Source organism: Streptomyces sp. NPDC054932, from assembly GCF_053610205.1.
This window is the reverse complement of sequence record NZ_JBSGXU010000064.1, coordinates 2,504-22,909: the sequence shown is the minus strand read 5'-3', so window position 1 is coordinate 22,909 and position 20,406 is coordinate 2,504. Positions and strand designations below refer to the sequence as shown.

At 72.3% G+C, this 20,406-nt stretch carries 19 protein-coding genes and 2 tRNA genes; 2 read left to right on the top strand and 19 right to left on the bottom strand.

Going from position 1 to position 20,406, the window contains the following annotated elements:
* Positions 1–50: 50 nt before the first annotated feature.
* A complete protein-coding gene (locus tag ACWGE1_RS19250) occupies positions 51–455 on the bottom strand; it encodes a hypothetical protein (protein ID WP_453421691.1) in 405 nt (134 codons plus the stop codon).
* Positions 456–623: 168 nt separating this feature from the next.
* Positions 624–1,016 (bottom strand): hypothetical protein, encoded by a 393-nt coding sequence (locus ACWGE1_RS19245; protein ID WP_453421690.1) that lies wholly within the window; start codon positions 1,014–1,016, stop codon positions 624–626.
* 244 nt (positions 1,017–1,260) lie between these two features.
* Between ACWGE1_RS19245 and ACWGE1_RS19240 the strand changes: the two genes are divergently transcribed.
* Positions 1,261–2,019 (top strand): IclR family transcriptional regulator, encoded by a 759-nt coding sequence (locus ACWGE1_RS19240; RefSeq protein ID WP_030718073.1) that lies wholly within the window; start codon positions 1,261–1,263, stop codon positions 2,017–2,019.
* 78 nt (positions 2,020–2,097) lie between these two features.
* Here the strand turns inward: ACWGE1_RS19240 and ACWGE1_RS19235 are convergent.
* The 5 genes from ACWGE1_RS19235 to ACWGE1_RS19215 form a co-directional block, all read right to left on the bottom strand.
* Positions 2,098–2,171 (bottom strand) — tRNA-Lys (locus ACWGE1_RS19235).
* 114 nt (positions 2,172–2,285) lie between these two features.
* Complete coding sequence (locus ACWGE1_RS19230) at positions 2,286–3,974, bottom strand: AMP-binding protein (RefSeq protein ID WP_453421689.1); 1,689 nt, start codon at positions 3,972–3,974, stop codon at positions 2,286–2,288.
* Positions 3,975–4,000: 26 nt separating this feature from the next.
* Positions 4,001–4,594, bottom strand: coding sequence for a lytic polysaccharide monooxygenase auxiliary activity family 9 protein (locus ACWGE1_RS19225; protein WP_453421688.1), 594 nt, complete (start codon positions 4,592–4,594; stop codon positions 4,001–4,003).
* A 215-nt stretch (positions 4,595–4,809) separates the two neighbouring features.
* Entirely contained in the window at positions 4,810–6,867 is a 2,058-nt protein-coding gene (locus ACWGE1_RS19220; protein ID WP_453421687.1) for an SPFH domain-containing protein, read from the bottom strand.
* Positions 6,868–6,878: 11 nt separating this feature from the next.
* A complete protein-coding gene (locus ACWGE1_RS19215; protein WP_453421704.1) occupies positions 6,879–8,243 on the bottom strand; it encodes a peptidoglycan-binding protein in 1,365 nt (454 codons plus the stop codon).
* 223 nt (positions 8,244–8,466) lie between these two features.
* On the opposite strand from ACWGE1_RS19215, the gene ACWGE1_RS19210 reads away from it, so the two are divergent.
* Positions 8,467–8,540 (top strand) — tRNA-Lys (locus ACWGE1_RS19210).
* A gap of 69 nt (positions 8,541–8,609) precedes the next feature.
* On the opposite strand, the gene ACWGE1_RS19205 is transcribed toward ACWGE1_RS19210, so the two are convergent.
* The 12 genes from ACWGE1_RS19205 to ACWGE1_RS19150 all read right to left on the bottom strand — a co-directional run bounded on the left by ACWGE1_RS19205 (position 8,610) and on the right by ACWGE1_RS19150 (position 20,131).
* Positions 8,610–9,278, bottom strand: a complete 669-nt coding sequence (locus tag ACWGE1_RS19205; RefSeq protein ID WP_453421686.1) for a class F sortase — start codon at positions 9,276–9,278, stop codon at positions 8,610–8,612.
* Positions 9,271–9,870 carry a hypothetical protein gene (locus ACWGE1_RS19200; RefSeq protein ID WP_453421685.1) on the bottom strand — a complete coding sequence of 200 codons (600 nt, stop codon included), beginning with the start codon at positions 9,868–9,870 and terminating at the stop codon, positions 9,271–9,273. The genes ACWGE1_RS19205 and ACWGE1_RS19200 overlap by 8 nt, the downstream gene beginning before the upstream one ends.
* 114 nt (positions 9,871–9,984) lie before the next feature.
* A complete protein-coding gene (locus ACWGE1_RS19195) occupies positions 9,985–10,764 on the bottom strand; it encodes an HAD-IIA family hydrolase (protein WP_453421684.1) in 780 nt (259 codons plus the stop codon).
* A 111-nt stretch (positions 10,765–10,875) separates the two neighbouring features.
* The gene (locus ACWGE1_RS19190; RefSeq protein WP_453421683.1) at positions 10,876–12,402 is read right to left on the bottom strand and encodes an alkaline phosphatase family protein; all 1,527 of its coding nucleotides are present in this window, start codon (positions 12,400–12,402) and stop codon (positions 10,876–10,878) included.
* Between the two features lie 166 nt (positions 12,403–12,568).
* A complete protein-coding gene (locus ACWGE1_RS19185) occupies positions 12,569–13,642 on the bottom strand; it encodes a 2-aminoethylphosphonate ABC transporter substrate-binding protein (protein WP_453421682.1) in 1,074 nt (357 codons plus the stop codon).
* 48 nt (positions 13,643–13,690) lie between these two features.
* Complete coding sequence (locus ACWGE1_RS19180) at positions 13,691–14,488, bottom strand: ABC transporter permease (protein ID WP_453421681.1); 798 nt, start codon at positions 14,486–14,488, stop codon at positions 13,691–13,693.
* Positions 14,475–15,470 (bottom strand): 2-aminoethylphosphonate ABC transporter permease subunit, encoded by a 996-nt coding sequence (locus ACWGE1_RS19175; protein ID WP_453421680.1) that lies wholly within the window; start codon positions 15,468–15,470, stop codon positions 14,475–14,477. The genes ACWGE1_RS19180 and ACWGE1_RS19175 overlap by 14 nt, the downstream gene beginning before the upstream one ends.
* Positions 15,463–16,512 (bottom strand): ABC transporter ATP-binding protein, encoded by a 1,050-nt coding sequence (locus ACWGE1_RS19170; RefSeq protein ID WP_453421679.1) that lies wholly within the window; start codon positions 16,510–16,512, stop codon positions 15,463–15,465. The genes ACWGE1_RS19175 and ACWGE1_RS19170 overlap by 8 nt, the downstream gene beginning before the upstream one ends.
* On the bottom strand, positions 16,509–17,237 hold the full coding sequence (locus ACWGE1_RS19165) for a phosphonatase-like hydrolase (protein WP_453421678.1): 729 nt from the start codon (positions 17,235–17,237) through the stop codon (positions 16,509–16,511). The genes ACWGE1_RS19170 and ACWGE1_RS19165 overlap by 4 nt, the downstream gene beginning before the upstream one ends.
* Positions 17,238–17,242: 5 nt before the next feature.
* Positions 17,243–18,364, bottom strand: a complete 1,122-nt coding sequence (locus tag ACWGE1_RS19160) for a TIGR03364 family FAD-dependent oxidoreductase (RefSeq protein WP_453421677.1) — start codon at positions 18,362–18,364, stop codon at positions 17,243–17,245.
* 148 nt (positions 18,365–18,512) lie between these two features.
* Complete coding sequence (locus tag ACWGE1_RS19155; RefSeq protein ID WP_453421676.1) at positions 18,513–19,277, bottom strand: GntR family transcriptional regulator; 765 nt, start codon at positions 19,275–19,277, stop codon at positions 18,513–18,515.
* 110 nt (positions 19,278–19,387) lie between these two features.
* Entirely contained in the window at positions 19,388–20,131 is a 744-nt protein-coding gene (locus tag ACWGE1_RS19150) for a hypothetical protein (RefSeq protein WP_453421675.1), read from the bottom strand.
* Between the last annotated feature and the right edge of the window lie 275 nt (positions 20,132–20,406).

Sequence of the window (20,406 nt, the reverse complement as noted above, 5' to 3'; positions counted from 1 at the left end):
CCCGGTTCACCGGGCCGGACGAACCTTCGACGGACCGTCCGGCCGGTGGGTCAGGCGCTGCACCCCACCTTCCACTCGCCTTCCTTGCAAACGATGACGAAGGCGTCGAAGTAGGACATGGTGTTGAAGGAGTTGGTGAGGTCCACGGTGCCCGGGCCGCACTGCTTCTGCGGGGCGTGGTGCCACCACTTCATCTTCGAGAACCAGAAACCGATGGTGATGGAGTAGCAGGCCTTGGGGTCGGTGTCGGTGACGGTGAGCTTGCCGTCGACCTTCACGGTGGTGTTCATGTTGGCCCCGCTGACGGAGGTCAGGGTGCCGGAGCCGGACGCCCCGGTGACACTCGCGGTCCAGGGCTCCACAAAGGGCTCGGAGTCGGCGGCCGCGGTGCCCGCGGTGGCGCCGACCATCAGCAAGGAGCCGGCGGCCGCGGTGGCGACCATGAGCTTGCGCATGACAAACATCCCTTCAGAGTGATGTCGCATTGACGACAAGACGCTACGGAAGGGGCATATCACCGCGATATCGAAAGCGATCTCCTTCAGGAGCCGAGGACCCGGGACGCACCCAGACCCTCGGCTCACCGGCCGGACGGGCCTTCGGCGGACCGTCCGGCCGGAGCATCAGAGCTTGCACCCCCGGCTGGCCACGCCCACCTTGCAGATGGCGACCTCGGGGTCCCATACGGGGAGGCCGGTGAGGGAGGCGGTGATGTCCAGCGTGCCGGGTCCGCACTGCTTCTGCGACGACTTGGCCCATGCCATGTGCCGCAAGTAGAAGACACCGACGGAGATGGTGTAGCAGGCCTTCGGGTTGGTGTCGGTGACGGTCAGCTTGCCGGTCGCCACCACGCCCTGCTGGGGCCCATCGGCGTACGCGATCATTCCGGAGCCGTACGCTCCGTCGATCTTCTTGTTCCAGGGCTCCACGGGGTCGGCGGCGGCCGCGGTGCCCGCGGTGGCGCCGACCATCAGCAAGGAGCCGGCGGCCGCGGTGGCGGCCATGAGCTTGCGCATGACAAATGTCCCTTCGTGGTGGTGTCGCAGTGGCGACACGACACTAGGGAGGAGGCGTATCGCCCCGATATCGAAGAAGGAGGGAAGCGGGTCGGCGGCGCGCATGACAGTGGCATATGCCAGAGGAGTAGATCCAGGCAGAGAGACGTGATTGAGCCATCAATCTCCTCAACAGGCGCTCCACACGGGCCTCTTGATGGCTATCGTGGTAGGGCAAGCGGTAACAACCTGCTAGGGGGAAACCGTGGCGCTGAAGCCCGAGCCGACCGCGCCGTTCCACTCGGTGCAGTACGCACTACGCGTACTCGAAACGATCGCGCGTCACACCGGTGGTGTGACGGACGTGCAGATCGCGCGTGAGACCGGCCTGCCCGCAGTCCATCTCGCCCCGATGCTGCTCATGCTGCGTCGGGAGGGGTATGTCCTGCAGGTGTCCGACGGTGCTTACGCCATAGGGGATTCCCTTGTCCTGCTCGGTTCCGGAATCGACCGGCAGCAGGCGCTCACGGACAAGCTCCAGGAGACGCTGGACCGGCTGCGCGACTCCGTCGGCGCGGCCGTCTACATCAGCCGCTACGTGGACGGCGAGGTCAGGATCACGCAGTTCGCGGACAGTCCCCGCACCCCGAAGGTGCACGAGTGGGTCGACTTCCGCTCCGCCGCGCACGCCAGCGCGGTCGGCAAGTGCCTGCTGACCCAGCTCGACCTGAACGGGCGGCGCGACCACCTGTCCCGCCACAAGATCGCCCGGCTCACGTCGAAGACGATCGTGAACGAGCGGATCCTGTTTTCCAAGCTGGACGCCCAGCCGGCCACCGTGCCGATGCTGGACCTGCAGGAATACGCAGTGGGCACGGTCTGCGCGGCGGTTCCGATCACGGCCGGGGCCTCGGTGGGCTGCCTGGCCCTGTCGATGCCCGTCGAGCACGCGCACCGGCTGCGGGCCGCGGCGGACACCCTGAACCGCAAGGCCGCACCGTTGCTGCTGTCGCTCACGCTCTAGCACCGGCGGCCGGCCCGAACGGGCCCGGAAAACACTTCGGGCGGTTCCCGGTGAACCGGAAACCGCCCGAAGGACAGGTGCGCCGCCAGGGACTCGAACCCCGGACCCGCTGATTAAGAGTCAGCTGCTCTAACCAACTGAGCTAGCGGCGCCTGCTGACAGAGAAAATACTACCCGGTCCTCAGGGGTGCTCAAAACCATTACCCGCGGAGGTGCGCGAGGGCCCGTGGAAACCCGCCCACGGGCCGAAAATGGTCTGGACCCTCCTATGCAGGGGGCATCCCCGGCCGTCGCAGCAGGTCCGCGCGGCCGTGGGCCTCGTACTCGGCGAGCAGCGCGGACCGGGCGGCCTCGTCCAGCGGCCGGTAGTCCCCGGCCGGGGAGCGGTGCCAGACCGGGTCGGGGCAGCCGAAGCCCTCGTGGCGCAGGGCCACGCGGTGGATCTTGTTGGTGGCCGTGACCGGCATCACGGTGACGATCCGGAGATAGCGCGGGGCCATCTTCGTGCCCAGGTCGGGCTGCGCGGCGAGGAACGCCGCGAAGGCGGACGGGTCGAAGACCGCGCCCTCCCGGAGGGCGAAGGCCGCCATGGCCTGGTCCCCCGCCACCTCGTCCGGCACCGCGTACACCGCCACCGCGGCCGCGTCCGTCCAGCGGGCCAGGATGTTCTCGATCACTGCCGCGGCGAGGTTCTCGCTGTCGATCCGGAGCCGGTCGTCGGTGCGGCCCGCGAAGTAGAGGAAGCCCGCCGCGTCCCGGAAGAAGAGGTCGCCCGTCCAGTACCAGCCGTCCCGGGTGCGGTCGGCCTCCGCCTCCGGGTTGCGCCAGTAGCCCTCGAACAGGCTGCGCCCCCGGTTGACCAGTTCGCCGATCGCCTCGGAGCCGTTGCGCAGGCGGCCCTCGGCGTCCAGGACCGCGGCCGGGCATTCGCGCCCCGTGCGCGGGTCGATGACCGCCAGGTCGTCCCCCGCGCCCGCCCGGCCCAGGGCGCCGGGCGGGGTGTCCGGGGCCCGCTGGACGGAGGCGCCGCCCTCGGTGGCGCCGTAGCCCTCCACCAGCCGGACCCCGAACCGTTCGGCGAAGCGGGCCGCGTCCACCGCCCCGGCCTCGGTGCCGAAGCCGAGCCGCAGGGTGTGCGTGCGGTCGTCGGGGCGGGGCTCGGTGGCCAGGAGGTACTGGATCGCCCGTCCGACATAGGTGAAGTACGTGGCCCCGTACGCCCGTACGTCGTCCAGGAACGCGGAGGCCGAAAAGCGGCGGCGCAGGGCCACCGGGGCCCCGCCGACGAGGGCCGGCAGCCAGTCGGCGATGACGGCATTGCCGTGGAAGAGCGGCATGCAGACGTAGTGGACGTCGTCCGGGGTGACGGAGAACTGGTGCGCGAGCGCGGATCCGGCGGCCGCCAGCCGGCCCTGGGTGCAGATGGCGGCCTTGGGGGCGCCGGTGGAGCCGGAGGTGAAGTAGAGGAGGAGGCGGGAGCCGGGGCCGGGGGTGCCCAGCACGGCCTCGCCGGGCTTCGCGGCCGCGTAGGGGGCGAGGAGGGCTTCGTACTCCTCGGTGCCGGTGACCAGGATGCGTACGCCGGGCAGGTCGAGGCCGCGCAGCAGCGGCAGGTGGGCGGCCTCGGTGATCAGGATCCGGCAGTCGGTGTGCAGGATGTCGCGGGCCAGCTCGGGGCCGCGCCGGGTGGGGTTGATCCCGGCGACGGCGGCCCCGGCGAGGGCCGCCGCGCCGAGCCAGAACGGGAACTCGGGGGTGTTGTCGAGCAGGATCCCGAGGTGCGGTTCGGCCCCCGGAGGCATGAGGTCGACGAGGAGTGCGGCGCGCGCGGCGGCCTCCTGGGCGGTCCGGTGGTGGGTGAGGACGCCTCCCTCGTGCTTCAGCCCGGGCCGGTGGTCGCCCCATTGGCGCGCGATGAGCTCCGCGACGGTTCCGTGTGCAGTCGTCGTCCGCATGCCGCCGGAGAGTAGCTGACGTGCCGTCAGAACTGAACGTCGGAGCAGGCGTAGAAGGCCATCGGGGTGTCGTTGACGGTCCAGACGGCCAGGATCAGGTGCCGGCCCGTCTTGCCGCTGGGCATGGCCCCCTGGTGGACGGTGGTCATGGCCGGGCGGGCGCCGTTGTAGGCGACGGTGAGGAAGGGCTGGGGTTCGAGGTCGGCGCGGGTCAGGGCCTTGCTGCCGGTCCAGCCGTTCTTCGTGACGTAGTACTTGAAGTCGGTGGTGGAGTGGTTGGCGGTGAACTGCCACCGGAAGCCGTAGCTCTGCCCGCTGGTCACCTTGGTGGTGGGCCAGGCGCCGCTGCGCGGATTGTCGAGCTCCGCGAACTGGGAGAGTCCGCCGGAACATATCTTGCCGTCGGCGGGACCGGCGGCCGGGAACCCCTTGAAGCCCTCGACGCTCTGCGGCTCCCACTGGATCGCGCCGCAGTCGGCGACGGTCCGGTTGGCGCAGAGCTTCTGGCGGCTGATCGGGGTGTCGGTGTAGCCGTGACTGCTGGCACTGGGCGCGCCGAGCAGGGTGATCCCGGCGACGAGGCCGAGGCCGAGCGTGGCGACGCCGGCCCTTCTGGGCATGCGGATGGGACGCATGATGCTCCTTGAACGTGGGGGGAGTTCGACGAGAGCGCGCGCGTGTGGGGATTCAGGTCTAGACCAAGTCCCAGATTATTGACGAGAGTTGGCCATGTCCATACCAATGGAAGAACGGGTGGTCCGGTCGATTCCGGCCACCCGTTCCCGTCGTCCCTGTCGTTCCTGCAGTCCCCGACGTCCCCGACGTCCTCGTCGCGCTACTCGGAGCGGCCCGTGTAGAAGGCGACCGTGAGGTCCTTCACCAGCGCCTTGCGCTCGTAGTCGTCGAGCTCGACCAGCCCGCGCGAGGTCAGCCGGTGGACGGTGTCGTCCACCGCGTCCACGACCGAGGTCAGCACGGTGTCCCGGTGCTTGGCGTCGATCGCCGCGACCCGGCGGCGGCGCATGGCCTCGGCGACCTCGGCCGCGTACTCGATCCGGGTCGGCTGGGCCGAGAACACCTCGATCCCGACCGCCTCCGTCTCGGCCGCCAGCATCCGGGTCAGCGCGTCACCGACGGCCTCGGCGTCGCGCAGGGTCGGGGCGTCCTCGTGGAAGGCGTCGGCGGGCAGCTGCGACAGCACGCGGGCCATCGCCGATTCGACCTGCTCGGCGAGGTACTCCGTGTGGTCCTCGACGGCGAGGGTGGCCCGTGCCGTGTCCTTGACCTGCCAGACGACCTGCACGACGACCTGGAGGGCGAGACCGCCCGAGTCCACGGCGGGCATGGGGTCGCTGCGCCAGTGACGCAGGCGTACATCGACCCGGCGGCGCAGCAGGAGGGGACTCACCCAGGTCAGGCCGGTACGCCGGACCGTGCCGCGGTAGCGGCCGAAGAGGGTGAGCACCCAGGCGTGCCCCGTGCGGGCCCTGCCCAGTCCGCCGAGCGCCACGAGGGCGACGATGCCCAGGAAGGCGAGCGGGGGCCAGTGGGTGGCGCGCAGGCCGTGGTAGGCGCGGGGGCTCGCGCCGAAGGCCGCCACGAACGGGGCGGGGACCACCCCGGTCCGCCAGAGCACGGCCACGCAGCCGGCCAGCGCGATCCCGCCGACGGCCACGCCGACCCAGCCGGGCAGCACCGGGCCGCGGTGCTCCCGGAGCCGGTCGTCGCCGCGGGGGACGCGGCGGCCGGGGGCGGGGCGGGGGGCACGGGCCGCGACGGGCGTCGCGGGGGCCGCGGCCGGGAGCTGCCGCGTGCCGTGGAAGGGGAGGTGCACCGGGATCTCGACGACCGAGGTGCCGCGGTTCGCTCCGGGGCGCGGGCGATTCGGCGCCGCGGCCCCGTCGAGGCCGCGCGCCACCGCCTGGGCGACGATCTCGACCGGTCCGGGCCCGCGCACGCCGGAATGCGGTGCCGGGTCCGCCGGTCCGGGCGCGGCCTCGACGCCGGCTTCGACCTCTGCCTCGGCCTCGGCTTCGGCTTCGACCTCTGCCTCGGCTTCGGCTTCGGCTTCGGCTTCGGCTTCGGCTTCGGCTTCGGCTTCGGCCGTCGTACGCAGGCACAGGGTGGCCGTGTCGGCGGGCTCCTGCGCGTCCTGCGGGTGCGGGATGTCCACCTGGTCGCCGTCGGCGTCCGGGTGAGCACGGGCCGCGGGCACCTCCGGCAGCACGGCGGCGGCCACGGCGTGCTCGGGCTGCGCGCCCGGCGCGGCGCCCGCGTACGCCGGGGCCGGTGCGGCCCGGTCGGACGCGGCCTCGGCAGCCGCCGGGTGCGCGGGCTCCGCGAGCCACACGGGGTGGGGTGCAAAGGCGCCCTGCCCGGGCAGGACCTCGGCAGCGACCGCCGCCTGCTCCGGCGCCGCCGGTCCGCCCAGCCGTACCGGCCACGGGGCCTGCGCCACGGACCGCACCGGGTGGAACCCGGGGGCGTCCGGCCCCGCAGCCGGGTGGGGCGACCCGCCCCGCACGGGCGCGGAAGCGGCCTGCCCGGGCAGGACCTCGGCGGCCACTGCATGCTCCGGCGCCGACCGCCCGGCGGGCTCCGCCGACCGCACGGGGTGAGGCCCGGGGACGTCCGGTCCCGCAGCCCGGTGGGGCGACCCACCCGGCACCGGTACGGAGGCGACCGGGCCGCCCGCCGGTGGCGGGCCCGGCTCGGTGACGGGGGTCGGCCGGACGGGCGCGGGGGCGGCGTGCTCCGGCGCCGCATGCGGCGCGGGCGCGGTCGCGGCCCAGCCGAAGGAGGTCTCGGCGGCCACTGCGGGCTCCGTCGCCCGGGCGGTCAGCGGCGGCACTCGGAAGGTGCCCGTCGTCGAGGTGGTGCGCGTGGGGAACATCGTTACCTCCGTCATGCGAACAGCCGGCGCCAGGTTTCCGGGCCCGGGTAGCCGTTGGCCGAGGCTCCGGTCCAGCCCTGCGCGCGCTGGAAGGCCTCGACGTTGCGGCGGTCGGCCTCGCTCCAGCGAAGGCCCGGACCGGATGTGTAGTACTTGCCGAAGCCCTTCTTCACCAGCTGGCGGCCGAGGGCCCTGATGGCCTCGTGCGACTGGCCCGGGCGGAACACCACGGCGCCGGGGTAGGCCCGTACGCCGCCCGGTCCGGGCGCGCCCGCCACCGTCGGCGGGATGTTGCGGCCCGTGCGCTCGACCAGCAGCCGCCAGGTGTGCGTGCCCGGAATGCCGTCCGCGTCCGCGCCCGTCCAGCCCTGCGCGCGCTGGAAGGCGGCGGTGGCGAGCTTGTCGTGGTCGCTCCACGTCCGGTCGGCCACGCCCTTGGGGTAGAAGCGGTACGCGCCGCGCTCGATCAGCATCCTGCCGAGCTGGGCCACGTGGTCGTTCGTGGCGCCGGGGCCGAACTTGTCCGCGCCCGGGAAGGTCTTCGCCTCCCCCGGCTTGGAGCCCGCGGCGGGCGGCTCGGCCGGTGGCTCGGCGGCCGGGATCTCGGGCAGGATCGTGGCCGGTACCCCGTTGAACCGGTACGGGACGTACTTCGCCGGGTTGCTCCAGTATCCGTAGGGCGTGGCCAGCTTCCGCGTGTTCGGGCGCGTCTGCTCGTAGGCGACGTAGTGCGTGTGCGTCTCGTCGACCCAGCCGCCGAAGATGACCACGTGCGAGCCGTTGTTGGGGTCCGCCGGGTTGTGGAAGAGCAGCATGTCCCCGGGCAGCAGCTCATCCTTGGTGATCTTGGTGGCGAACTTGTCGAGGCTGCCGGTCCATTCGTTCGTACCGAGGTTCCAGACCATGGAGACGTAGCCCGAGCAGTCCTGCCGGTATCCGTCCGACCAGTACTCGGACATGCTGTACGGGACCTGGGCGTCCAGCCACAGCTTCGCGCGGTTGATGATCGTCGCGCGGTCGATCCGGCGGACGGCGCCCGGCTTGGCCGGAGCGCCGGGCTTCCCGACCGGCCGGCCCTTGGGGCCCTTCGGACCGTGCAGCGGGGTCCGGCCGCCCTGCGGGGAGCCGGGGTCGTCCAGGGCCACCGGCCCCGGGGCCGGTGTGGTCACGGCCACGGCGGCCGCACTGCTGCCGCCCAGGACCACTCCCGCGGCGGTGGCCAGCACCAGTGCCCGGCGGGCCCCGCGTGCGGCCGGGTGCCCCCCGTCCCGGAGCGGTATGGCCCGCGCGCGGGCGAGGGCGCGGCGGCGCTGGGCGCATCCCCGGCACACACAGTCGCCCGCGGGCTCGTACTCCTCGAAACCGGGCATCGGCATCTGCACATGCGTCGGAGGCTGCATCGTCATGCGGTTCCGTCCACTCCCCTGCTCGTCCACTCGTCCACTGGTCGGCGGGAGCCGCACCTGATAAAGCATCAGATGCGGCACGCGCAGACATATCGTGCACGATAAGCACCCCAAACATGGGTTAATCGGACAAGGTGGGCGTGGCTGGTCACGGGCACACCCGGAGGTGGGGTAGAGTTTTCTCTGTCAGCAAGCGCCGCTAGCTCAGTTGGTTAGAGCAGCTGACTCTTAATCAGCGGGTCCGGGGTTCGAGTCCCTGGCGGCGCACAGACGGAGGAAGCCCCTCGCAGCGAAAGCTGCGAGGGGCTTCTTCGTTCCCTCTGGCCGGACTGCTGCTCAGGCCGCCGTGCCCGGCGCGCCGGGGCGGGCGCCCACGCCCGTCAGATAGGCGGAGACCACCACGTTCGCCGTGTACTCCTTGGCCGCCTTGTCGTACGTACCCCCGCAGGTCACCAGCCTCAGCTCGGCGCGGCCCCGGACCCGCTGGCCGTAGGCCTTGTGCGCGTCGAAGGCCGCGCGCTCGTAGACCCGTACGTCCTCGACCGTGAACTCGGCGACCGAACCGTCCGCCCGCACCACCCGCACCTTGTCGCCCGGCTGCGCCGAGCTCAGGCCGTAGAACACCGCCGGCTTCGAGCGGGTGTCCACGTGCCCCACCATCAGCGCGGTCCCGGCCGTCCCCGGCTGGGTGCCCCGGCCCCACCAGCCCACCGTGCCCGGCCGGTCGTACGGGGGCGGCTCGATCGCACCGTCCTTGTCCAGGTCCCGGGGGATCACCGGGGCCTGGATGCCTATGGACGGCACGTCGACCCGCTGGGGCGGCGCGGCGGCGAGCGGGGCGTGCGCCGCCGGCAGGCCCGGCCCCACCGTCCCGCCCGCCTGACCGGCGGTCGGAGCCGGCGGCACGGTGAGCTCGCGGCCCCACAGCCACAGGCCGAGGACCAGCACCGCCCAGGCGGCGAAGGTCAGCAGCCGGCCGCCGGCGGAGGCCCTGTCCTCACTCACCGCTGCGGCGGCGGCGCAGGGTCAGCGCCCGGCCCGCGACGGCCAGGGTGGCCACCGCGGCCAGGATGGCGCCGATCACCGTGTGCGGCAGACCGGGGCCGTCGGCGCTGTGGTCCTTCTTGGCCGACTCCGCCGCCAGCTCGGCGGACATGCCGCCGCCGCCCGCGTGCACCGGCCAGATGGGGGTGGCGTGGTGGGACGGGCGGTAGTGGGAGATCTGGACGGAGCCGGTGACCTTGTCCCGGCCGTCACACGTCACCCGGACGGCGTGCCAGCCGGGCGAGACGTGCGAGCTGATCGTCGCGGACCCGTAGAGCGGACTGCGGTCGCCGTCCCGGCCGTACAGGTCGACGTCCGACACGAAGGCGGCGGACTTGGCCGCTCCGCGGGTGCCGTCACAGCCCTGGACGCGCAGCTTGACCTGCGCTCCGGGGTGAGCCGGATTCGGGTCGACCGTGATGCTGCCGCCGCGGTCCCCGCGGTCGCCGCGGTCCTCCTCGCCCGCCAGGGCGATCGGCGCGGACACCACCGAGAATGCCGCCAGGGCGACGGCCATCGCGGTGACTCGGACAGCAATCGGAACACTGCGCATGGTGAACCTCCTCGACAAGGAGATTCACGCGCGGCGCGCCGCCGCGCATCCGGAGCGGCGCCGTACGTGTCGGCCGTACGCCCCAAACGCGGTACGCCCGTTCGGCCGTACGCGTCAGACCAGGTCGACCAGGTCCGCGATCGAGGCGACCGTCTTGGTCGGGCGGAACGGAAACTTCTCGGTGTCCTTCTCGGTGGTCAGACCGGTGAGGACGAGGAAGGTCTGCATGCCCGCCTCCAGACCGGCCAGCACGTCGGTGTCCATCCGGTCGCCGATCATCGCGCTGGTCTCCGAGTGCGCGCCGATGGCGTTCAGTCCGGTGCGCATCATCAGCGGGTTCGGCTTGCCTGCGAAGTACGGCTTCTTGCCGGTCGCCTTGGTGATCAGCGCGGCGACCGCGCCGGTGGCCGGGAGCGGGCCCTCGGTGGAGGGGCCGGTCTCGTCGGGGTTGGTGCAGATGAAGCGCGCGCCCGCGTTGATCAGGCGGACGGCCTTGGTCATCGCCTCGAAGCTGTACGTCCGGGTCTCGCCGAGGACCACGTAGTCGGGCTCGTGGTCGGTCAGGATGTAGCCGATGTCGTGCAGGGCCGTGGTCAGGCCGGCCTCGCCGATGACGTACGCCGTGCCGCCCGGACGCTGGTCGTCGAGGAACTTCGCGGTGGCCAGCGCCGAGGTCCAGATGTTCTCGACGGGGACCTGGAGTCCCATGCGGCTCAGGCGGGCCTGGAGGTCGCGGGGGGTGTAGATCGAGTTGTTGGTCAGCACCAGGAAGGGCTTGCCGGACTCGCGCAGCCGCTTGATGAAGGCATCGGCGCCGGGGATCGGGGTGCCCTCGTGGATGAGGACCCCGTCCATGTCGGTGAGCCAGGATTCGATCGGCTTGCGCTCTGCCACTGGACTGTTCTCCGCTCTCGGTGACCTGCGACCTCTGGTCTCTACCACCCTATCGGGGCCGGGCCGTGGACGTCCCTGGCGTCCACAGCCCGGACCACGAGGGGGGAGCGGTCAGCCCAGGCGGACGTTGTCGACGGTCCAGTACCAGTTGTTGTTGCCGCTGTAGCGGAAGCGGATCTGGACGTCGGTGGCGCCGGCCGGGACCTGGAGCGCGAGGGACTCGGCCCTGGCGACGGCGTCGGCGGTGTAGGACTTCACCACGGTCGGGGCGGCGCCGTTGTAGGAGACCAGGACCTGGGCGGTCTGGCCGGCCTCCTGGCGGTAGTGCGTCTGGAAGGTGAGATTGCGCGTGCTGCCGCCCGTGACCGCCCACTTGGGGGTGATCAGGGTGGAGTCGAAGGTGCCGGTGTGGCTCTTGTCGTCCCACTCGTCGGAGTCGGCGACGGCGAAGACGTCACGGGAGCGGACGTTCAGCTCGCGCCACTGGTCGCGCTGCGACTGGCTCCAGAACTCGTCGGTGGCGAAGGCCCAGCCGGCCCACTCGGTGACACCGCCCGTACCCATCCCGGAGTTGTCCACGGACCAGCCGGCGGGCGGGGTGTGTGTGAAGCCCTTCACCCCGGCCGGGATGCCCGTCTCGTCCACGCGTGCCCGGAGGTTCGGGCGCAGGGTGTCGAAGGGGTCGTCGTCCGGTGCGTTCAGCGGGGTGCCGTCGATGCCGGGGGCGCTGACGCCGACCTGGGCGAGGGCGGTCGCTGCGACGTCGACCAGCTTCACGTCGTCGCGCACCGAACCGGCCGGGATGCCCGGGCCCCTGGCGATGACGAAGGTGCCGCGCTCCTGGATGGTCGAGCCGCCGTGGCCGCCGGAGTTGGTGTGCCCGTGGTCGGTGGTGACCAGGACCTTCCAGTTCTCCTGGGCGTACGTCGGGCGGTTCTGGACGGCGGTCAGGAGCTGCCCGACCAGGGTGTCGACGCGGGCGATCGTGTCGAGGTACTGCTGGCTGGCCGCGCCGTGGGAGTGGCCGGCCGCGTCGATCTCGCCGAGGTAGACGAAGGCCGCGTCCGGGTTCTGGCCCTGCAGCTCGGCGGCGGCCGCCGCCGCGATCTTCGGGTCCTCGTTGCGGTAGCCGTCGCGGTCACCCTTGAGGGAGAGGCGCTTGTCGACCTTCGGGGAGAAGATCGGGCCGTTCTGGTCGGTGGAGGTGATGGGCTCCCAGTCGGCGGCCGCGTACGTGTTGAGCGTCGGCTTGGCGTTCTCGATGCGGGTCAGGAAGTCCGGGTGGGCGGTGTAGTTCTTGCCGGTGAAGGAGTTGTCCTTCACCCCGTGCTTGTCGGGCCAGACTCCGGTGGCGATGGTTGACCAGCCGGGGCCCGAGGAGGTGGCGGCCATCGGGTTCGCGTAGAGGGTGCTGCGGGCGGTCAGGCCCTGGGCCATCAGGCCGTTCAGGTTCGGCGCGTTGGCGACCTTGACACGGTCCAGGACCGCGCCGTCGATGCCGATGACGAGGACCTTGTCGGTGTTGGCCGCCGCCGCGTCGGCGGCGCCGGCGGGGGTGGCCGCCGCGGTGGCGGCGATCAGGGCGGAAGTGGCGGCAGTCGCGGCGATGGCACGACGTCCGGGCAGGACAGGGGACACGTACTCCTCCTGGGAGCAAGTGAGTGGCGAAAGGAGCGGGGCGTTCGGCACGGGAGGTGCGGGGTGGGGCGGGGCCGGTCGGGTCCGGACCGAAGGTGCGGTCTTCGGTCCAGACCTGTTATGCAAGCGTCACTCTGCCGGTCCTGGGTGGCCAGGAAGTAACCGGTCAGCTTCCGGTTGCCGACTTCCACGCATCGACGTAGCCGGTGAGGTTCTCGTCGATGTCGGCCCAGTTCGGCTCGAAGATCTCGACGCCCGTCATGATCCTGGTCAGTTCGACGGCGTTGGCGTCGGTGGGCTTGACGTCGGTGCGCGCCGGGAAGCCGCCGCCGATCCCGCTGACCAGCTGCTGGGCCTCCTCGCTGAGCAGGTGGTCGAGGAGCTTCTTGCCGTTCTCGGTGTGCGGGGCCCCGTCGACCAGGCTGGCCGCGTACGGCAGGGCGAAGCTGGTGGGCTTCCCGCCCTCCTTCGCCGGGAACCAGATGCCCAGGTTCGGCATGGACCTGGACTGCGCGAAGTTCATCTGGACGTCGCCGTTGGCCACGAGCAGCTCGCCCTTGTCGGTCTTGGGCGCCAGCTTGCTGGTGGAGGAGGACGGGCCGACGTTGTTGGCCTGGAGCTTCTTCAGGTACTCCATCGCCGGCTCCTTGCCGCCGAAGTCGTGCATCGCCTTGATGAGCACGGCGGTGCCGTCGCCCGCGACGCCCGGGGTGGAGTACTGCAGCTTGCCCTTGTACTTGGCGTCCAGCAGTTCCTCCCAGGTCCTGGGGGCCTCGGGGAGCTCCTTCTTGTTGTGGATGAAGCCGAAGTAGTTGTTGACGACGGACGTCCACTTGCCGTCGGCGGCCTTGGCCGCACCGTTGACCTTGTCGGAGCCCTGCGGCTTGTAGGACTGGAGCAGGCCCTTGCCGTCGGCCTGCTGGATGAAGGGCGGCAGGGTGATCAGTACGTCGGCCTGGGTGTTGGTCTTCTCGCGGACGGCGCGCTGCACCATCTCGCCCGAGCCGCCCTCGACGTACTTGACCTCGATGCCGGTCTTCCTGGTGAAGTCGGCGAAGACCTTGTCGTACCAGCCGTCGCCCTTCTCGCCCTTGAGGCCGTCGGCGCTGTAGACGGTGACGACCTTCTCGCCGCCCCGGGAATCGGCGGCGGAGGAGCCGCCGCAGGCGGTGAGGGGGGCGGCGAGGGCGAGGCTGCCGGTGACGGCGACGGTGGCGCGGAGGAGTCTGTTGCCGGTCATGGAACTTCCTTACGGGGAAAGGGAGTCAGCAGGGGATCGGGGCGGGGGTCAGCGGTACGAGGCCCTGGTGCGGACGCGGGAGACGGCCAGCAGGACCAGCAGGGTGGTGACCATCAGGACCACGGCGACGGCCGAGCCGCTGAAGAGCGAACCGCGGTCGGTGGCGGTGAAGATGCGGACCGGCAGGGGCATCCAGTCCGGCGGGTAGAGCATCATCGTGGCGCTCAGCTCACCCATGGACAGGGCGAAGCAGAGTCCGGCGGCGGCCGACAGGGACGGCAGCAGGAGGGGGAGCTTGACCCGCCACAGGACGTGGGAGGGACGGGCGCCGAGGGAGGCCGCCGCCTGCTCGTAGGCGGGGTCGAGCCGGACGATCGCCGCCGAGACCGACTGGTGGGCGAAGGCCGTGACGAGGATCGTGTGTGCCAGGACGACGATCGTGCCGGTGCCGTTGAGCAGGACCGGAGGCCGGCTGAAGGCGACGAGCACGGCGAGGCCGACGACCACGGACGGCACGGCGACCGGCAGCATGAACAGCGCGTCCAGGAGCCGCTTCCCGCGCTTGTTCAGCGTGGCCGCGGCCAGCGCGGCCCAGGTGCCGACGGCGAGCGCGAGGAGGCTGGCGGCGACGGCGGTGACCAGACTGGTGGTCAGTGCCCGGAGGGACTCGCCGCGCACCGCGGAGGCGTAGTTGGCGGTGGTCGGGCCGGAGGGGAAGGCGCCGGACCAGTTGGTCGAGAAGGACGCGGCCACCACGACGAGCAGGGGCAGCGCGAACAGCGGCAGGAAGAGGAGTCCGAAGAGGCCCCAGGCGGCCCGGCGGCCGCCCTTGCTATGCACCAGCACGCTTGCCCACCACCCGGTAGAGGCCGAACAGACCGACGGATATGGCGATGTTGACGACGGCGACCACACAGGCGGCCGCGTAGTCGGATTCGAGGATGGCCTTGCCGTAGATGAGCATCGGGAGCGTGGTGACGCCCTTGGCCCCGGTGAACAGGACGATCCCGAACTCGTTGAGGCACATGACCAGGACGAGGCTGCCGCCGGCGGCGAGGGCCGGGAGGGACTCGGGCAGGATCACCTGCCGGACGATCCGGGCGGGCCGGGCGCCGAGGCCGGCGGCGACCTCCAGCTGGGCGGTGTCCAGCTGGGAGAAGGCGGCGAGCAGCGGGCGCATCACGAAGGGCGTGAAGTACGTGATCTCCGCGAGCAGGACGCCCCAGGGCGTGGTGAGGAAGTGGAAGGGCCCCTCTGCGGCGCCGGTGAGGTCGGTGACGAGGCCGTTGGCCATGCCGACCGTTCCGTAGACGAAGAGGAGGGCGAGGGTGATGAGGAAGGAGGGGAAGGAGAGGAAGACGTCGATGAACCTGGCGACGGCGCGCGCCCCGGGGAAGGGCACGAAGGCGATGACCAGCGCGAGCGAGAAGCCGAGGACCAGGCAGCCGGCGGTGGCGCCGACGGCGAGCCAGACGGTGGTTCCGAGGGCCTCGTGGAAGCTCGGCGAGGCGAGGACGGAGGCGTACGCGTCGAACGCGCCGCCGCCGTTCTCGGGGGTGAGGGACTGCTGGACGACCAGCGCGAGCGGGTACAGGAACACGAGCCCGAGCACGACGACGGGCGGCAACGCCCATGCTCCGCGCGGCAGCCGGATCCCGGGCCGGGCCGCCCGGGCGTACGGGGCGCCAGCCGAATCCGGCGCCGCCGGCGTGCGAGGCGCGGGGTCCGGGGCGGAGCCCCGAGCCTCCGCGGCAGGGGCCGGCACGGCGTCGGGGGCCGGCACGGCGGCGGTGGCCGGCACGGCGGTGCGCGGCGTGGCCTCAGCCATCCGACACCCCCGCGGCCAGCAGCACCGCGTCCCGCGGCTCGAAGTGCAGGGTGATCCGGTCCCCCAGCGCGGGCGTCTCCCGCAGCTCGGGGAGGTCCGCCTTCACGCGGTGGCCGCCCACGTCCACGTACAGCCGGTGCGTCGAGCCGCGCCACTGGACCTCGGCGAGGGTGCCGCTCAGCGCGTTGGGGCCGGCCCCGAGGCCGAGCAGGTGCGGCCGTACGCACAGGGTGGCCGTGGAGCCCGGCGCCGCGCGGCCGCGGTCCAGGGTCAGCGCCCGGCCCTCGAAGACCGCGCCGCGCTCGGCCACCGTCACCGGCAGCAGGTTCGCGTTGCCGACGAACGAGGCGGTGAACTCGGTGCGCGGGGCCCGATACAGGTCCTGCGGGGTCCCGCAGTCCTGCAGCCGGGCCCGGTCCATGACGGCGATCCGGTCGGCCAGGGTGAGCGCCTCCACCTGGTCGTGGGTGACGTACAGAATCGATACGTCGGGCAGTTCGCGGTGCAGCCGGGCCAGTTCGGCGAGCATCCCGGAGCGCAGCTGCGCGTCGAGTGCGGAGAGCGGCTCGTCGAGCAGGAGCACCCCGGGGCGGATCGCAAGGGCGCGGGCGATGGCCACCCGCTGCTGCTGGCCGCCGGAGAGCTCGCGCGGGTAGCGCCGCGCGTAGGCCGCCATGCCGGTCAGTTCCAGGGCCTCGGCGACACGGCCGGGTATCTCGGCCCTGGGGGCCTTCTGGGCCCTGAGGCCGAAGGCGACGTTGTCCTCGACCCTCATGTGCGGGAAGAGCGCGTACTGCTGGACGACCATGCCGATGCCGCGCCGGTGCGGCGGGAGTGCGGTGACGTCGCGTCCGCCGATCAGCACCCGTCCCGCGGCGGGCCGTACGAAACCGGCGACGGCGCGCAGGGCCGTGGTCTTGCCCGAACCGGACGGTCCGAGCAGGGCCATCACCTCGCCCGGTTCGACGGTGAGGTCGAGGCGGTCCAGGACGGTGTTGCCGCCGTAGGCGACGCTGACCCCGTCGAAACGGATTCCGCTCACGGCGACTCCACGAGGAGGGCGGGGAGTTCGGCGACGGAGCCGAGGACGTGGGTCGCACCGTGTTCCGTGAGCGCCGCGCGGTCGTGGGCGCCGGTGAGGACGCCCGCCACGATCCCGGCGCCGGCGCGCCGGCCGCTGAGCATGTCGTAGGCGGTGTCGCCCGCGACCACGACGTCGCTCACGTCGGCGACGGCGCCGGCGCGCAGGAACGCGGTCAGCACCATGTCCGGGTAGGGGCGGCCGCGGCCGCCCGCGTCGGCGGGGCAGAGGGTGAGGTCGGCGAGGTCCTGCCAGCCGAGGGCGTCGAGGATGGCGTCCTGGGTGACCCGGGCGAAGCCGGTGGTCAGGACGACGGTGCGGCCAGCGGCTCGGAGCTCCTCGATCGCGGCGCGGGCGCCGGGCAGCGGGGTGACGAGACCGCCGTCGACGAGTGCCCCGTATGCCTCCTCGAAGGCGGAGTTGGCGCGGCGGGCGAGTTCCTCCGTACCGAAGAGGTGGCGGAAGACGGAGATCTTGGACTCGCCCATGGTGTCGAGGACGTACCGGAGCTTCGCGGCGTGGTCGGGGGTTCCTGGTTCGACGCCGAGGCGCTCGGCGGCCTGCTCGAAGGCGCGCTCGACGAGGCCGCCGTCGGCGACGGTGGTGCCGGCCATGTCGAGGACGATCAGCTTGTGCCGGATGTCGGTGGTGGTGGCGGTAGTGGCGGTGGTGGCGTTGGCGTTCATCTGACTTACCAGCCCAGTTCGTTGGCGGTGGTCTCGGCGATGGCGGGCGAGCAGGTCATGCCGCGCCCGCCGGGTCCGGTCACCAGCCAGACGCCGTCGGCCACCTGCTGGCGGTGGACGACGCGGGTGGTGTCCGTGCACTGCGCGTACACGCCCGCCCAGCGGCGGCGGATCCTCGGCAGAGGGCGGCCGAGGAAGGACTCGGCCACGGCGGCGACGTGCTCGTAGGGGTCTTCGAGGGTGTCGAAGGCGAAGGGGTGCTCGTACTCGTGGGTGTCGCCGATGGTCAGTCCGCCGTCCCGGCGCTGGACCATCAGCAGCTGCATCCTGTGCTCGGCGGCGACCGGCGCCTGCTCCTGCCCGGCATTGAGGGCGTCGAGCGCGGGGGACCTGTACGCCGGGTAGTAGCGGAAGCTGTCGGCGTCCGCGATCGAGGTGGTCAGCCGCTCGCCGAGCGGGTCGGTCTGCATCATCTGGAGGCGGACGCGGCGCACGGGCAGGTCGGGGACGAGTTCGCGGACCAGGCCGGACAGCCAGGCCCCGGTCGCCAGGACGACCGTGTCGGCGCGGTGGACGTCGCCGTGGTCGTCGCGGACGGTTCCGGGGCCGACCACCTCGCGGACCTCCCGGCCGGCGAGGAAGGTGTACCGGCCGGTGGCGCGCAGGGCCTCGCGGAGGTGGAGCTGCGCGGTGCGCGGCTCGACGGCCGCGTCCCGCTCGCACCACAGGGCGGCCTCGAACGTGCCGCGCAGGGCCGGGTTGATCTCCCGCGCCTCGGCCGCGGTGACCAGTGCGTAGCCGCGGGCGGCGGCGTCCGGGCGGGCCAGGGCGGCCTCGGCGACCGCGAGTTCGCGAGGGGTGCGGACGGGGGTGAGGGAGCCGTTGGCGCGGAAGCCGAGGCCGGGCACCTCCGCGCCGATGCGCTCCCAGAGCTCCCGGGCCCGCAGGGCGGTGTCGAGCTCTTCGCCCCCGGCCCGTCCACTGACCCAGATCTGGCCGAAATTGCGCAGCGACGCGCCGCGGGCCTCCGCTTCTCGCTCGATCTGGACGACCTCGTGGCCGCGTTCGACTGCTTGCCAGGCGTGCATGGTGCCGACCACGCCGCCTCCGACGACTATGACTCTCACGCCGCCAACGGTGGGCACGGCCCGTGACCCGGGAGGATCGGTCCGGCAACGCGTCGGTGAACAGCCCTCGACACTTGGACTAGACCCGTTACCTTTTTGTGATCGCACTATGCCCCTTTTCAGCCGGTGCAGGTGGATGGCTCCCGCGCTATTCGGCGCGCAGGCGCGTCGTGAAACTGAACCGGTCACCACGGTAGAGCGAACGGACCCGCTCCAGCGGCCGGCCCTCCACGTCCCGCGAGAAGCGGTGGATGAGCAGCATGGGCAGGGCCGGCGGGGTGCCGATCAGCAGGGCCTCGCGCGGGGTCGCCAGGACCGTCTCCAGCTTCTCGTCGGCCTCGCCGAAGGAGATGCCGAGGCTGTCGCGCAGGTACGCGTAGAAGGAGGAGTCCGGCTGGAAATCACTGTCCAGGCGGGGGGCCCGGGCCACCCGGATGTACGTGCTCTCCAGGCCGACGCGCTCGTCGTCGGCCAGCAGGACCCGCTCCAGGTGCCAGACGGGCTCCCCGGGCTCGGCCCCGATACCGGGAGCCACGTCGGGCGGGCAGGGGAACTGCTCCAGGCCGATGAGGTGACGGCCCGGACGGCGGCCCTGGCGGCGCACGCCCTCGGTGTAGCTGGCGAGCGACAGCGGCTGCTCCAGCTTGGGCCCGGCGACCACGGTCCCGCGGCCGGAACGGCGCAGCCGGCCCTCCAGCAGCAGCTCCCGCAGGGCCTGGCGGACGGTCTCGCGGGACACCCCGTACCGCTCGGCGAGATCCCGCTCGGTGGGCAGTGTGCCGCCCTCGCCGAGGTCGTCGAGGAGCTCGGCGATCCGGGCCTTGACGGCGTAGTACTTGGGGATGCGGCCGTGCTCGGGAATGCCGGAACGCACGGGTGAGCCGGGACGGTGACGCGGGGTCTGTTCTTCCACGGTGGGACTCTATGCGGGGCGGCCGGCGCCACGGAGTCAAGGGGCCGCGGGGGTACGGGGGTACGGGGATACGGGACGGGGCCACGGGGGCTACGGGGGTGGCGCGGCGTTCAGTGTGCGGAACGGCGCAGTCGGCGGGCCCCCAGCAGGAGTCCGCCCCCGGTGGCGAGCGCGGCCACGGCCCCGGCACCGTACGCCCACTCGCGCGGGCCGGTGTGGGCGAGTGAGCCCGCCTCGACGGGATCGGCCGGCCCCTCGACCGAGAACCGGTAGCCGCCCGCCTCGCCGATCCAGTCGCCGTCGTCACCCTTGCGCTGGACGAGGGCCGCGTCGGCGACGACCTCGCCGACGGGGGCGTCGGGGGCGAAGGAGAGACCCACCTTGACGGTCATGGACCCGCCGGGGCCGACGGTGAAACCGGAGAAGGCGTCGCCGCCGTCGAAGACGGCGATGATCTCGTCGCGGTCGCTCCGCTCCAGGCTGACGGGGAAGGTTCCGCCCGGGGCGTCGAACTCCATGCGCAGGTGCGCGGGGCGCAGGGTGCGGGCCTTGTCCGTGAAGACGACGATCGGGTGGATGGCCGTGCACTCGGAGTTCGTGGTGTTGGTCAGGTCCAGGTACCAGGTCTGCGCCCCGGCGCCGGTGCGGTACACGGCCGGACCGCCGCGGATGCGCGCCCCGATGGGGAAGGCGGGACTCTTCCCGTCACCGCAGGTGGCCTGCGCGCGCGAGGGCAGCGCGGGTGCGGGCCGGCCCCCGCCCGCACCGATGTCGGCGCCTGCGGTGGGCGCGGTGGCGGCGACCAGCGCGGCGGAGAGGACGGCGGTGAGGGCAAGGGCTTTGCGCAGTCGCATGGAAGACCTTCGCTGCTCGCCGGACGGGGATGATGGTCGGACCAGGTGACAATCACCCCGGACCTGCCCGCACCCTGCCACCCCCTCGCGAGCCCTCATCGGGCGCCACGCCTGAGTTGTTCTGGTTTACGCCCGAATGCCGCACGGGTCAAGCCACCCTTCACCCCCGCCACCCTTTCACCCCCGCCACCCCTTCAGCCCCCCTTCAGCCCCCCCTTCAGCCCCGCCGCCCCCTCAGCCCCGCCGCCCCCTTCAGCCCCGCCGGCGTTTGAGGC

Coding starts and splice junctions, on each gene's coding strand:
- ACWGE1_RS19250 (WP_453421691.1), bottom strand. CDS start 455: ATGCGCAAGCTCATGGTCGCCACCGCGGCCGCCGGCTCCTTGCTGATG.
- ACWGE1_RS19245 (WP_453421690.1), bottom strand. CDS start 1,016: ATGCGCAAGCTCATGGCCGCCACCGCGGCCGCCGGCTCCTTGCTGATG.
- ACWGE1_RS19230 (WP_453421689.1), bottom strand. CDS start 3,974: ATGCGGACGACGACTGCACACGGAACCGTCGCGGAGCTCATCGCGCGC.
- ACWGE1_RS19225 (WP_453421688.1), bottom strand. CDS start 4,594: ATGCCCAGAAGGGCCGGCGTCGCCACGCTCGGCCTCGGCCTCGTCGCC.
- ACWGE1_RS19220 (WP_453421687.1), bottom strand. CDS start 6,867: ATGTTCCCCACGCGCACCACCTCGACGACGGGCACCTTCCGAGTGCCG.
- ACWGE1_RS19215 (WP_453421704.1), bottom strand. CDS start 8,243: ATGCCGATGCCCGGTTTCGAGGAGTACGAGCCCGCGGGCGACTGTGTG.
- ACWGE1_RS19200 (WP_453421685.1), bottom strand. CDS start 9,870: ATGCGCAGTGTTCCGATTGCTGTCCGAGTCACCGCGATGGCCGTCGCC.
- ACWGE1_RS19185 (WP_453421682.1), bottom strand. CDS start 13,642: ATGACCGGCAACAGACTCCTCCGCGCCACCGTCGCCGTCACCGGCAGC.
- ACWGE1_RS19175 (WP_453421680.1), bottom strand. CDS start 15,470: ATGGCTGAGGCCACGCCGCGCACCGCCGTGCCGGCCACCGCCGCCGTG.
- ACWGE1_RS19165 (WP_453421678.1), bottom strand. CDS start 17,237: ATGAACGCCAACGCCACCACCGCCACTACCGCCACCACCACCGACATC.
- ACWGE1_RS19150 (WP_453421675.1), bottom strand. CDS start 20,131: ATGCGACTGCGCAAAGCCCTTGCCCTCACCGCCGTCCTCTCCGCCGCG.